13 protein-coding genes are annotated in these 12,839 nt (G+C 65.6%); 6 read left to right on the top strand and 7 right to left on the bottom strand.

Annotated features, from left to right (window positions below; translation table 11 throughout):
- The first annotated feature begins 1 nt into the window (after position 1).
- On the top strand, positions 2–211 hold the full coding sequence (locus tag ACN9M4_RS01855; protein WP_426301828.1) for a hypothetical protein: 210 nt from the start codon (positions 2–4) through the stop codon (positions 209–211).
- Between the two features lie 94 nt (positions 212–305).
- On the opposite strand, the gene ACN9M4_RS01850 is transcribed toward ACN9M4_RS01855, so the two are convergent.
- Complete coding sequence (locus ACN9M4_RS01850) at positions 306–1,412, bottom strand: LacI family DNA-binding transcriptional regulator (RefSeq protein WP_426301826.1); 1,107 nt, start codon at positions 1,410–1,412, stop codon at positions 306–308.
- Between the two features lie 222 nt (positions 1,413–1,634).
- Here ACN9M4_RS01850 and ACN9M4_RS01845 point away from each other — a divergent pair, with 222 nt between their 5' ends.
- The 4 genes from ACN9M4_RS01845 to ACN9M4_RS01830 are packed head-to-tail and all read left to right on the top strand — an operon-like array spanning position 1,635 to position 6,704.
- Positions 1,635–2,951: a sugar ABC transporter substrate-binding protein gene (locus ACN9M4_RS01845; RefSeq protein ID WP_426301824.1), complete on the top strand. Its 1,317-nt coding sequence runs from the start codon at positions 1,635–1,637 to the stop codon at positions 2,949–2,951.
- A 2-nt stretch (positions 2,952–2,953) separates the two neighbouring features.
- Positions 2,954–3,901 (top strand): carbohydrate ABC transporter permease, encoded by a 948-nt coding sequence (locus ACN9M4_RS01840; protein WP_426301822.1) that lies wholly within the window; start codon positions 2,954–2,956, stop codon positions 3,899–3,901.
- An 8-nt stretch (positions 3,902–3,909) separates the two neighbouring features.
- Complete coding sequence (locus ACN9M4_RS01835; protein ID WP_426301820.1) at positions 3,910–4,806, top strand: carbohydrate ABC transporter permease; 897 nt, start codon at positions 3,910–3,912, stop codon at positions 4,804–4,806.
- A gap of 32 nt (positions 4,807–4,838) precedes the next feature.
- On the top strand, positions 4,839–6,704 hold the full coding sequence (locus ACN9M4_RS01830) for a glycoside hydrolase family 3 protein (protein ID WP_426301818.1): 1,866 nt from the start codon (positions 4,839–4,841) through the stop codon (positions 6,702–6,704).
- Here the strand turns inward: ACN9M4_RS01830 and ACN9M4_RS01825 are convergent.
- Complete coding sequence (locus ACN9M4_RS01825; protein WP_426301816.1) at positions 6,645–7,079, bottom strand: cupin domain-containing protein; 435 nt, start codon at positions 7,077–7,079, stop codon at positions 6,645–6,647. The genes ACN9M4_RS01830 and ACN9M4_RS01825 overlap by 60 nt on opposite strands.
- On the opposite strand from ACN9M4_RS01825, the gene ACN9M4_RS01820 reads away from it, so the two are divergent.
- Positions 7,035–7,280, top strand: coding sequence for a hypothetical protein (locus ACN9M4_RS01820; RefSeq protein WP_426301814.1), 246 nt, complete (start codon positions 7,035–7,037; stop codon positions 7,278–7,280). The genes ACN9M4_RS01825 and ACN9M4_RS01820 overlap by 45 nt on opposite strands.
- 100 nt (positions 7,281–7,380) lie before the next feature.
- Here the strand turns inward: ACN9M4_RS01820 and ACN9M4_RS01815 are convergent, their stop codons facing one another.
- From ACN9M4_RS01815 to ACN9M4_RS01795, 5 genes are all read right to left on the bottom strand, one after another.
- The gene (locus tag ACN9M4_RS01815; protein WP_426301812.1) at positions 7,381–7,629 is read right to left on the bottom strand and encodes a hypothetical protein; all 249 of its coding nucleotides are present in this window, start codon (positions 7,627–7,629) and stop codon (positions 7,381–7,383) included.
- A gap of 190 nt (positions 7,630–7,819) precedes the next feature.
- Positions 7,820–9,412: a histidine ammonia-lyase gene (gene hutH, locus ACN9M4_RS01810; RefSeq protein ID WP_426301810.1), complete on the bottom strand. Its 1,593-nt coding sequence runs from the start codon at positions 9,410–9,412 to the stop codon at positions 7,820–7,822.
- 8 nt (positions 9,413–9,420) lie between these two features.
- Positions 9,421–11,148, bottom strand: coding sequence for a urocanate hydratase (locus ACN9M4_RS01805; RefSeq protein WP_426301808.1), 1,728 nt, complete (start codon positions 11,146–11,148; stop codon positions 9,421–9,423).
- Positions 11,149–11,372: 224 nt separating this feature from the next.
- Entirely contained in the window at positions 11,373–12,179 is an 807-nt protein-coding gene (locus ACN9M4_RS01800) for an IclR family transcriptional regulator (RefSeq protein ID WP_426301807.1), read from the bottom strand.
- A gap of 149 nt (positions 12,180–12,328) precedes the next feature.
- The gene (locus ACN9M4_RS01795; RefSeq protein ID WP_426301805.1) at positions 12,329–12,718 is read right to left on the bottom strand and encodes a hypothetical protein; all 390 of its coding nucleotides are present in this window, start codon (positions 12,716–12,718) and stop codon (positions 12,329–12,331) included.
- Positions 12,719–12,839: the final 121 nt, after the last annotated feature.

The following is a 12,839-nucleotide window of genomic DNA, read 5'->3' as shown; positions in this document are numbered from 1 at the left end:
AATGACTGAAGAACGCGAAATCCACCTGACCTTTTCCAATGGCCAGGAAATCCACGACGGCCTGGACCAGGCAGTCAACACCCTGATCGAGGATGCGGCGGAACATGCTGACTGCGGCATCCTGGTAACCCGCCACGAGCCGGGAAGCTACACGGTTGCCTTCGACGAGTCCGTGCCGTTCGGCCAGACCCGCGAAGCAATCGCAGCCTGAGCCCGGCGCCGGGCACAGCAAAAATCACAGGGAACGGCCCCCTGAGCTACCGTTCAAGCTCAGGGGGCAGCTCCTCTTTAACGGGATTCGCCATCTACAGCGTGCAGCCGCAGCTTTCGCGAAGCAGGACTTGGACAGGAAGGACCCTGTGCTCGCACGCCGATGGGACCTCGGCCATCCGTTTACTCAGGAGTTCGACGGCGACGCGGCCCATCAGGTCCATGGGTTGGCGGACCGTGGTGAGCGCCGGCTGCATGAACCGGCCTGCATCGATCCCGTCGAACCCGGTGACTGCAACTTCTTCCGGAACCTTGACCCCGGCCTCGCTGAGGCCCTCGATGACACCTAGGGCGGTCTGATCGTTCGCGCACACGATCGCCTCGGGCAAGTGCGGCCGGCCAGCCTTGTCGGCGAGCAGCGCTGCGACGGCTTCGCGTACGTCCGACCTGCCGGTCGTCCCGCCCAGGACAGTGCCGTCCGGGGCGGCAAGACCGGCTGCCTCGAGAGCGTCAAGGAACCCCTGGTGCCGCGCGTAGCGGTCGTAGTCATCGATGGGCCCGGCGAACCAGAAACTCCTGCGCCCGTGGTCTTCGATCAAGTGCTTGACGAGCCGACGCATCCCGGCCTTGTTGTTGACAGTCACCGAAGACATGGCCATGGGGTCTTCAGGGAGTTGGGCAACCAGGACGATGGGCTTGGTCCGGGCCAGGTGGACGAGCGTTGACTCGGACATCACATGGGGGAGCACCACGAGGCCGTCTACCCGACGGGCGATCTCGTCCAGGGCCACGCCGCCGGAGTCCAGCTTCTGCCAGCCAACGGCTAGCGGAAGGCCGCGCACAGTGCATTCGAGTTCCACGCCCCGGAGCACCTCGTCGGCAAAGAGCGGGTAGAGCCTTGGACTGGTCGCCGACTCGCGGACCAGAGGGACGTCGTCGTCGTCGAGCAGTTCCGGCATGGCCAGTTCGTCGGGCTCGTGACCGCTGAACGAGTACATGCCGACGACGCCGCTGTGGCGCTCGGCCAGGCCCCGCGCGAGGCCGCTCGGGATGTAGCCAAGTTCCTCGACTGCCTTGCGGATCGCCTCCTGCGTGGCGGGTCGGACCTTGTCTGGGGTGCGGAAGAACCTGGAGACGGAGGCCGTGGAAACGCCCGCGGCCTCCGCGACGTCGTAAACCGTTGGCGTGGTGCTGGTAGACACAGAATCCCCTTCCCCGAGGGCGTTCGACCACAAGGTCACGTTGCCTGGCCAATCGCCGAGGCTAACACATACCGTACGCGCATACATCCCTGAAATAAAAGGGGACGTGACCCTTGCCACAGCAAAATGTATGCGCGTACACTCGATTGCACGGGCCGGTCGTCGACGCCGAACAGGAGCCCATATGCTCTCCCCTCCCCGTCCCTTGAGAGAGGAACAATGATGTTTAAGAAACGAGCAGCCCTGCCGGCACCAAAAATGCTCCATCCCAAAGCCACAAAAGCAGCCGCCATCGGCCTTGCCGCAGCCCTGCTCCTGACTGCCTGCGGACGCGACAATGGATCCGGTTCCGGATCCATTGAATCAGCTTCCCCAATTGCCTCTGGCCCCGCGACCGGTACAGTCACGGTGTGGGCGCAGGGTGCCGAGGGCGCCGCACTGCCGGCCTTGGCAAAGGAATTCGAGGCTGCCAATCCCGGCGTAAAGGTCAACGTCACGGCCATCCCCTGGGATGCCGCCCACAATAAATATCAAACAGCCATCGCCGGGGGCACCACCCCTGATATCGCCCAGATGGGCACCACCTGGATGAGTGACTTCAGCGATGCCTTTGAGCCCACACCCAGCGCAGTCGATACCGGCGACATCTTCCCCGGTTCGGTGAAGTCGACCGACGTGGGCGGGACCAGGTACGGCGTCCCGTGGTACGTGGACGCCAACGTAGTCTTTTACCGCAGCGATCTTGCGGCAAAGGCTGGCCATGAGGCCTTCCCCACGGACTGGGATGGCTTCAAATCCTTGGCCAAGGACCTCCAGAGCAAGGCCGGCGCCAAGTATGGAGTCGCGCTCCCCGCAGGCGGGGCGGACTCCTTCCAGCGCATTCTCCCGTTTGTCTGGTCGGGCGGGGCTCAGTTGGTGAACCAGGACAGCACCAAATGGACGCTGGACACTCCCGAGCTCGGCGAAGCTCTCAACTACTACAACAGCTTCTTCACCGAAGGCATCGCCGACAAGAACCCTGCCACCGGTGCCGGTGCGGCCGAGTCCGCGTTCGTCGACGGATCCGTTCCCATGTGGATCGGCGGTCCGTCCGGGATCGGCGAGCTGGAAAAGGCCGGCGGCGCGGGATTCGCCGACAAATACAAGGTGGCCTTGGTCCCGAAGCAGAAGTCGGCGACCTCCTTCGCCGGGGGCTCCAACCTGGTCGTGTTCAAGAAATCCCAGAACCGGGACGCGGCATGGAAGTTCATCCAGTGGCTTTCCCAGCCCGACATCCAGGTCAAGTGGTACAAGGCGACAGGGGACCTGCCCGCATCCCAGTCTGCATGGAAGGACCCGTCACTCTCCGGTGATTCCAAACTTTCCGTCTTCGGCGACCAGCTCAAGGACGTCAACTCCCCGCCGTCCTTAACGACCTGGACCCAGGTGTCTGCCGCCGCGGACACCCAGCTGGAACAGATCGTGAAGGCAGGCAAAAACCCGGCCTCGGCCCTCAAGGAACTGCAGTCCACGGCCGACTCAATCGGGACAGGCCGCTGAACATGAGCACGACGTCCAGCCGCACCCCATTGCCTCCCGCATCCCGGTCGCCCAGGGGTGCGGCCGGACCCTCCTCGCGCCGCCGCAGGCAGGCACTCATCGCATGGATGTTCGCGGTCCCGTTCGTGGCGATCTTCGCCGTGTTCATGCTGGTCCCGCTGGTTTCCTCCTTCGCGATGTCCTTCACTGACTTCACCAGCCGTGACGTCCAGAACCCGGCCGCGGTCGGCTTCGTCGGCATCAAGCAGTACGCCACGTTGTTCGCCAACGCGCAGTTCGTCCATTCGATGCTCAACACGGCCTATTTCGTCCTCGTCGGCATACCCCTGACCATGGCCGTGTCGCTGGCCCTCGCTGTGGCATTGAACAGCGGGATCAAACGCTTCCGGACGGCGTTCCGCGTCGGGTTCTACACCCCCGTGGTCACCAGCATTGTTGCCGTGGCTGTCGTGTGGCGGTTCATCCTGCAGCCGGACGGCCTGCTGAACACCATCCTGGGCGCTGTGGGAATCCACGGCCCTGACTGGCTCAACAGCACGACGTGGGCCATGCCCGCCATGATCCTGATGGCCGTGTGGCGGAACATGGGCACGCTGATGATCATTTTCCTGGCGGGGCTGCAGAACGTATCGGCGGAAATGCTCGAAGCCGCCGAAGTGGACGGTGCCAATGCCTGGCAGCGGTTCACCAGGATCACGCTGCCCACCCTGCGGCCGACTCTGCTGCTGGGCGCGGTGCTGCTCTCCGTCGGCTACCTGCAGTTCTTCGAAGAGCCGTTCGTGATGACCAAGGGCGGCCCGCTCGATTCGACCCTGTCCATCAGCTACTTCACATACAACCAGTTCGGGTTCGGCAAATACGGGCTGGCATCTGCCGCCAGCTATGTGCTCTTCGTCGCCATAGCGCTGCTGAGCCTCGTCCAGTTCCGTGCCCTCCGGTCGAAGGACTAAGCACTGCCATGACGCTTCCCACACAAACCCTCACGCCCGGCCCCTTGCGGACCGAATCCGGTGGACCTGCACGCCGTCCCCGCCGACGCGGTCAGCGCGGCCGGCCCCTCACATATATCCTGCTGCTGCTTGCCGTGGCTGCCACCATCCTGCCGTTCGCATGGATGCTGCTGGGATCCTTCAAGACCCAAGGTGAACTCCTTCGCAGGCCTGCCACTTGGTGGCCACAGGAGGGCACTCTTGCCAACTACACCTCCTGGTTCACTGAGCTGCACATCGAGAAGTTCTTCGCCAACAGCCTGATCGTGGCCGTCGTCACGGTCTTGGGCAACCTGCTTTTCTGCTCGATGATCGGCTATGCGCTGGCGAAGATGGACTTCCCGGGGAAGCGGTTCCTCTTCTTGCTGGTGATGGTGACCCTGATGGTGCCCGGGGTGGTCACGTTCGTTCCCCTCTTTGTCATGGTCAGCAAACTGGGGCTGGTTAGCACCTACCCGGCGCTGTTCCTTCCGTTCCTGGCCTCGCCCGTGGGCGTCTTCCTGATGCGCCAGTTCATGCTGGGCATCCCGGATTCAATCATTGAGGCGGCACGGATCGACGGAGCCAGCGAGTTCCGGACCTTCACCCGCGTAGTGATGCCCCTTTGCGGACCGCCTTTGGCCACGCTGGGGATCCTGACTTTCCTTGGCTCGTGGAACAACTTCCTCTGGCCGCTGGTCGCGGCCCAGAGCGAGGACATGTACACCCTGCCTGTGGCGTTGTCCCTTTTCTCGACCGGGCAGAATGCCACCAATTACGGCCTGCTGCTGGCCGGATCGGTTTTGGTCATTACCCCAATCGTTGCCCTTTTTGTGGCGCTGCAGCGCTTCTTCATCCAAAGCGTCGCCGCCACCGGCATCAAATAGCGCTTTTCCCCCAACAGCTGAGAGGTACCACCGTGAACCACCTGCAGACTTCCATCGCGCCCAACGGCACCCTTTACCGGGATTTGAACCGCAACGGGGTGATGGATCCCTTCGAGGATCAATCACTCAGCCCGGAGGAACGGACGGCTGACCTCCTGGCCCGGCTTAGCCTCGAAGAGAAGGTGGGTCTGCTTTTTCACACAGTCATTGAGACTGGACCGGACGGAACCCTGTTGGAGCGCCCCGGAAATATCAGCAAGTCCGGAACGTCTGCCGTCGTCGCGCAGAGGTTCATGAATCATTTCAACGTGCACGCCCTGGGGACACCACGGCAGGCGGCCCGCTGGAACAACGCAATCCAGAAACTCGCCGAATCGACCCCGCACGGCATACCGGTCACGATCTCCACGGACCCGAGGCACGCCTTCATTGAAAACACCGGCGTCTCGTTCAATGCGGGCCATTTCTCCCAGTGGCCCGAACCCATCGGCCTCGCCGCCACCGGCAGTACAGAGCTGATCCGGCGATTCGCCGACGTCGTACGCCAGGAATACACCGCCGTCGGGATCCGTGCCGCGCTGCACCCAACGGTGGACCTTGCCACCGAACCGCGCTGGGGCCGACAGGCCGGGACCTTCGGCCAGGACAAAGAACAGACCTCGCGGTTCGCCGTCGAATACCTCAGGGGACTCCAGGGCGAGTCCCTCGGCCCAGGCTCGGTTGCCTGCACCACCAAGCACTTTCCCGGCGGCGGCCCGCAACGCGACGGCGAAGACCCGCACTTCCCCTACGGCCGTGAGCAGGTCTACCCCGGTGGGCGCTTCGAGGAGCACCTTGAACCCTTCCGGACCGCCATCGCCAACCACACCAGCGCCATCATGCCCTACTACGGAATGCCCGTCGGCCTCGAGCTCGATGGTGAACCGATCGAAGAGGTCGGCTTCGGCTACAACCGGCAGATCATCACCGGGCTCCTGCGCGAAAAGCTCGGCTACGACGGGGTCGTCCTCAGCGACTGGGAGCTCGTCAATGACAATGTCGTGGGAGACAAGGTACTGCCGGCCCGTGCCTGGGGCGCAGAGCACCTGACCGCCGCCGAACGCATGGAGAAAATTCTCAACGCCGGTGTGGACCAGTTCGGCGGCGAGGAGTGCACCGATCTGCTCATCGGCCTCGTCCGTGACGGCCTCGTCAGCGAAGAACGGATCGACGAATCCGCCCGCCGGCTGCTGCTGGTGAAGTTCCAGCTTGGCCTCTTCGACAACCCTTACGTGTCGGAGGACGCAGCAGCCGTCCTCGTTGGCAACGATAACTTCCGGGCTGAAGGACACCGCGCCCAGGCACGTTCGGTGACCGTGCTGACTGACAGCAAGACGGACGGAAGCCGCCTGCTGCCGCTCTCCGACAAGCCGCGTATCTACGTCGAAGGCCTGGACCCGGCAGCCTTGTCGGGCACTGGACTTCCTGTTGATGCGCCCGAGGACGCCGACGTCGCCATCATCCGCCTCCACGCACCGTGGGAGCACCGACAGGATCTGTTCCTTGAGGAGGGCTTCCATGCCGGCTCCCTGGACTTCCCGCCCGGGCTCATTTCGCGGCTGGCGGCCCTCTCCAGGAAGGTTCCGTTGATCGTTGACGTCCGTTTGGACCGCCCGGCGATCCTCACGCCGCTGACCCAATTCGCCAGCGCGCTGGTAGGCACTTTCGGCGTTTCCGACGCTGCACTTTTGGACGCCATCACGGGGCGAATCCTCCCGTGCGGGCGTCTGCCCTTCGAGTTGCCTTCCTCCATGGACGAGGTGCGCGCCTCGCGGCCCGATGTAGCGTCCGACACTCGGTCACCGCTCTTCGTCAACGGGCACGGCCTGTCCCTGGTCCGGGGCGCCGACACCGCCTGATCTCCTGTCCTCATCGCCGACGTGCTCGGCCCATTCTGTCTCCGGGCCTTCCTGCCCTTCGGCGAGGGCTTCCCACATGGCCAGGTGGGACATGAAGTGCTCCGGCGCGGCGCCGTGCCAGTGCCACTCCCCCGGCGGCGTGTAGACGGTGTCCCCTGGTTTCATCACGATGAGCTCGCCGCCGCGGGACTGCACGAAGCCGACGCCGTCCGTCACGTGGAGGGTCTGGCCGTTGGCGTGCCGGTGCCAGGCAGTTCGGGCGCCCGGTGCGAAGCGGACGAGGTTCACCCGCAACCGCGAAGGCCATTCGCCCTTGGCGATGACGTCGAAGTGGACGTCGCCGGGGCCGCCTCCGGGCTGCTCAACACCTTCCATCAGCTGGGCAGCAGCCTCGGAATCGGAATCCTGGTGACGGCGTCGGCCGCCGCGGGCCGAGGTGCAGCAACCGCGGCGGAGGCCCTGGCCGAGCGGGTCGGCGCCGCCCTCACGGCAGGCAGCGTCATGCTGTGCCTATGCCTGCTGGCCTGCCTGGTGCTGGTTGTGCCGGCGAAGGCCGACGCGGGCACCCGGCGGTAGGCAGCAAAAAACCGGGGCTTGTTCGCGGTTTCCGCTGCGAACAAGCCCCGGTTTCATGGAGCCTCAGTCTTTCAAATCCAGCTTACGCGCCGGAAACGCACTATGCCCGGCGCAGCTCCACGCCGTCGGACTTCATGAAAAGCTGCTTGGCGGCCGCATCGGCGCCCGGACCGGCAGGCTCAAGCCAGACCACGTTTCCGCTAGCGGAAACCTCCTGGACTTCCCCCGCCGCAATCACATGCGCGTGCTTGACGACCTCGATCCGCTCCCCTGCGGCCAGGCTTGCCCAGTCGGCAACGGTGGCGGCATGTGAGATTCGCCTGGACAGGACGGATCCGCGTGACTTCATTGAACTTCTACCCCTTTGTGGATGTTCGTATCTTCGGTTGTGTATGTCATCCGACAGGTCCGCGACATCATCGGCGCGGACATGCCGTACCCAATAAGTTCTACTACACCGAAGGCGCCCCGGACGCGGCTGTTGCCTAACATTTCCGGGGCGCCATCCAATGTTTACTTAGACCGCATTTCCTTCGGGATCAGGCGAGGATTCCGACGGCGGATTCGGCGGCTTCGCGCACCGCGCCGGAGCCCACCAGACGGTCGGCCGCTTCCAGCTCAGGCGAGAGGAAACGGTCGGTTCCGGGACCGGCGACGACGGCGCGCAGCACCTCGAGCACGGCCGCACCGGCGGGGCCGGGGGTCAGTTCGCCGCCGGACAGTTTGGTGCGGATGTCGATGGCGCGGGCGCTGGTGACCAGTTCCACTGCCAGGACCCGGCGGAGGTTCTCCACGGCCTTGCGCAGCTTGCGGGCGGCGTGCCAGCCCATGGAGACGTGGTCTTCCTGCATGGCGGAGCTCGGGATGGAGTCGACCGACGCCGGAACGGCCAGCCGCTTGTTGTCCGAGACCAGCCCGGCCTGGGTGTACTGGGCGATCATCAGGCCCGAGTCCACGCCGGGATCGTCGGCCAGGAAGGCCGGCAGTCCGTGCGAGCGGGCCGGGTCCAGCATGCGGTCCGTGCGGCGCTCGGCGATGGAGGACAGGTCCGCCACGGCGATGGCCAGGAAGTCCAGCACGTAGGCCACGGGGGCGCCGTGGAAGTTGCCGTTGGAGGACACGCGGCCGTCCGGGAGGACCACGGGGTTGTCGATCGCGGCGGCCAGTTCGCGGGTGGCCACGAGCTCGGCGTGGGTCACGGTGTCGCGGACGGCACCGGCAACCTGCGGGGCGCAACGCAGCGAGTAGGCGTCCTGGACGCGGGTGTCGCCTTCACGGTGCGAGGCCACGATCGGCGAGTTAGACAGCACCTTCAGCATGTTGTCGGCGCTGGCGGCCTGGCCCGGGTGCGGACGCAGGGCGGCGTGCAGCTCGGGCAGGAACACCTGGTCGGTGCCGAGCAGCGCCTCCACGCTGAGCGCGGCGGTGATGTCCGCCGTCGTCATCAGCATGCGGAGGTCCGCAATGGCCATCAGCAGCATGCCGAGCATGCCCTCGGTGCCGTTGACCAGCGCCAGGCCTTCCTTCTCGGCCAGCGTGACCGGCTCGATGCCGTGTGCGGCGAGGAGCTCGGCGACGGCGGGGCGGCCTTCGACGCCGTACAGCTCGCCGTCGGGGCCGAAGGCTTCGCCTTCACCCATGACCACGAGTGCGCAGTGGGAGAGCGGGGCGAGGTCGCCGGAGCAGCCGAGGGAGCCGAACTCGCGGACCAGAGGGGTGATGCCGGCGTTGAGCACCTTGACGAAGGTCTCGAGGACCTCGCGGCGGACACCGGTGCGGCCGGAGGCCATGGTCTTGGCACGCAGGAACATGATGCCGCGGACCACTTCGCGCTCCACGGCCGGGCCCATGCCGGCGGCGTGGCTGCGGATCAGCGACTTCTGCAGCTGCGTGCGCAGAGCGTTGGGGATGTGGCGGTTGGCGAGGGCACCGAACCCGGTGGAGATGCCGTAGGCCGGGGTGTCGCTGACGGCCAGCTCGTCGATGTGGGCGCGGACCTTGGCGACGTTGTCCAGGGCTTCCTGGGAGATGGTGATCTGCGCGCCGTGGCGTGCGACGTTGAGGACGTCCTCGGCGGTGACGCCGCTGGAACCGAGGGTGACGGTCAGCGCTTCGTTGGTTGTGATGGTCACGGTAGTTCCTACTTCTCGTTCATCGGGATGCGGACGCCGCGTTCGGCGGCGACTTCGATGGCGCGCTCGTAGCCGGCGTCGACGTGGCGGATGACGCCCATGCCGGGGTCATTGGTCAGGAGCCGCTCGAGCTTCTCGGCCGCGAGCTCGGTGCCGTCGGCCACGGAGACCTGGCCGGTATGGATCGAGCGGCCGATGCCCACGCCGCCGCCGTGGTGGATGGACACCCAGGTCGCACCCGAGGACGCGGCGGTCAGGGCGTTCAGCAAAGGCCAGTCCGCGATCGCGTCCGAGCCGTCCTTCATGGCCTCGGTCTCCCGGTACGGGGAGGCCACGGAGCCGGAGTCCAGGTGGTCACGGCCGATCACGATCGGGGCCTTGACCTTGCCCTCGGCGACGAGCTTGTTGAACAGCAGCCCGGCCTTGTGGCGTTCGCCGTAGCCCAGCCAGCAGATACGTGCCGGCAGGCCCTCGAACTCGACCCGTTCCTGGGCGGCGTCGATCCACTTGTGCAGGTGCTTGTTCTCCGGGAACAGCTCCTTGATCGCTTCGTCGGTGACGCGGATGTCTTCCGGGTCCCCGGACAGGGCCACCCAGCGGAACGGGCCCAGGCCCTCGCAGAACAGCGGCCGGATGTAGGCCGGAACGAAGCCGGGGAACTCGAACGCACGCCCGTAACCGCCCTTGCGCGCCTCATCCCGGATGGAGTTGCCGTAATCGAACACCTCGGCCCCGGCGTCCTGGAACTCCACCATGGCCTGCACGTGCCGGGCCATGGACGCCTGGGCCTTCTTCGTGAACCCTTCCGGATCGGCCCCGGCCTCGGTGTGCCATTCCTCCACGGTGATGCCCTCGGGCAGGTACGACAGCGGATCATGCGCACTGGTCTGGTCGGTCACGACGTCAATGGTCAGCTCCCCTGCCTGGTGGCGGCGCAGCAGCTCGGGGAAGACCTCCGCAGCGTTGCCGACGTAGCCCACGGACCAGCCGCGCCGCTCAGCCTTGGCCTTGCTCACCTTGGCGATCGCGGCATCCAGGTCGGTCTCGACCTCGTCCAGGTAACGCTTGCCGACACGGCGGCGCAGCCGGGACTCATCCACGTCCACGATCAGGCAGGCCCCGTCGTTCAGGGTCACGGCCAGCGGCTGGGCCCCGCCCATGCCCCCGCACCCGCCGGTCAGGGTCAGGGTCCCGGCCAGCGGTCCTTCGGTGGAGCCTTCCGCGGCCGGTGCCGGGTGGCGGCCTTCGGCGGCGAGCTTGTTCCCGACCGCGGCGAAGGTTTCGTAAGTGCCCTGCAGGATGCCCTGGGTGCCGATATAGATCCAGGAACCGGCCGTCATCTGCCCGTACATCATCAGGCCCTCGGCCTCCAGGCGCCGGAACTCCGGCCACGTCGCCCAATCGCCCACCAGGTTGGAGTTAGCGATCAGCACCCGCGGAGCCCACTTGTTGGTACGGAACACACCCACCGGCTTGCCCGACTGGACCAGCAAGGTCTCGTCCTCTTCCATGTCCTTCAAGGTCTCCGAGATCGCATCGAACGCCTTCCAGGACCGGGCGGCACGGCCCGTGCCACCGTAAACCACGAGATCCTCGGGGTGCTCGGCAACCTCCGGGTCCAGGTTGTTCATCAGCATGCGCAACGGCGCTTCGGTCTGCCAGCTCTTCGCGGACAGCTCAGTACCGCGGGGCGCCTTGACCGGGCGCGTCCCGGTGGTGAAATCGGCGGGTGCCATGTTGGCTCCTTCGTCTCTGGAGGGGTGGTGGGGGAAAGATCTTCTGTATCCAGTAGAGCCTGTCCGCGACGGCCGCGGAATGGCTTTTCTGGGGGTGGTGTCCGGCATTCCAGACAAGCGCAGGAGTCCGGGATGAGGTCCCGCCGGCTTGCCCAACTGACTCGCATTTAAGGTCGTTTTGAGCCTCCAAAACGACATCTATTGCGAGCCAGTTGGGCCGGGTCCTAGTGGGCCGGGCGCCCGTAGATGCGATTCGAGAGCTCGTCCGCGGCCTTCTGGATGCGGGCGGCGAGCGCCGGCCATTCCTCTGCCGGCACTTTGTCCTCGAGGAAGGTCACGGCGACGGCCGCCGTCGGCCATCCCAGGTGGTCCGTGACGGCGGCAGCAACAGAGCCGAATCCCGGAGTCACCTCGCCGTGTTCGGTGGCGTAGCCGCGCTGGCGCACTTGGTCCAGGTGCGAGGACAGTGCCGAGTACTTCATGATGGGCGATTCCATCTCATGCCGGGCCGAGAAAGCGGCCGCGTTCGGGTAGAGGGCCCGCACCTGCGACTTGGGCAGGGCGGCCAGGATGGCGCGGCCGCTGGCGGTGAGGTGGCTGGGCAGGCGGACGCCGACGTCGGTCACCAGGGAGGGGCGGTTCTTGGCCCGCTCTTCCACAATGTAGAGCACGTCGCGGCCGTGCAGCACGGCCAGGTGTGCACTCTCGCCGATCACATCCACGAGGGAGGCAAGCATCGGGCGCCCCAGGCGGGAGAGCGGCTCCTGCCGGGAGTAGGCGGAGCTGAGTTCGAAGGCGCTGATGCCCAGCCCGTAGCGCTGCTCCTCGTGCAGGTGCATGACGAATCCGTTGGATTCCATGACGCCCAGCAGGTGGTAGACGCTCGAGCGCGGCAGGCCCAGCGAGGTAGCGATGTTCGACGCCGCCATCGGCCCCCGGCGGGAGGCCAGCAGTTTGAGGATTCGAAGGGTGTTTTCGGCGGCCGGGACTTTGGAAGTGGCTTTGCCTGGCGCCAGCGGCTGTGCGGTCATGGTTCCTCGTCAGAAGTGTCGGTGTCCGGTATCCCGTACTTAAGCTTGCGCCGACCGGCCCGCAATCCGAAGCCCGGTCCGGCGAGTGGTGTCTTGAATCCCAGACAACTGCGTGGTTGCCATGGCCGTGCTTGGAGCGTGCCGGCCGCTCAGTCCTTTCCGAGTCGCGCAAAACCGGCGTGCAGCTCGCGGACGATGACCGTTCCGCTGCCCAGCATTTCGGCCTTCCTCCTGGAACGGGCCAGCAGCTCTTCGCTGGGGTGGCCGAAGATCTCGATGCTCTTCATCCGGATGAACGGGCCAATCGGCGGGAACTTCGGGCCGGCCACATCCAGGTGGAACATGAGCGACTCCATGTCCTCGTGGAAATGCAGGACGCTCATTTCCGTTCCGTCCTCGGAGAAATGAACGGTGTAGCCTCCGATCCGCGGCTCGTTCTCCTCCACGAACGCGGCCAGTTCGGCCATCGCGTCCTTCAGTTCCTCCAGCTTCCCGGGGAGGACCTCCGAGGTGTCGAGGTATGCAATGAAATCACCCATGGCGCCGTTCCTTTCGTGCCGATTGCCCAGTGAGTCCCAGCCCTACAATTCTCCGGCCGTCTGAGATGAAAGACACCAAGGGCCCGTGAAACCAATCACAGGCACCCCGAAAATGGTCTGC

It is taken from the genome of Arthrobacter sp. R-11, from assembly GCF_049913155.1.
Taxonomy (GTDB): domain Bacteria; phylum Actinomycetota; class Actinomycetes; order Actinomycetales; family Micrococcaceae; genus Arthrobacter.
This window is presented reverse-complemented; position numbering and strand designations above follow the sequence as displayed.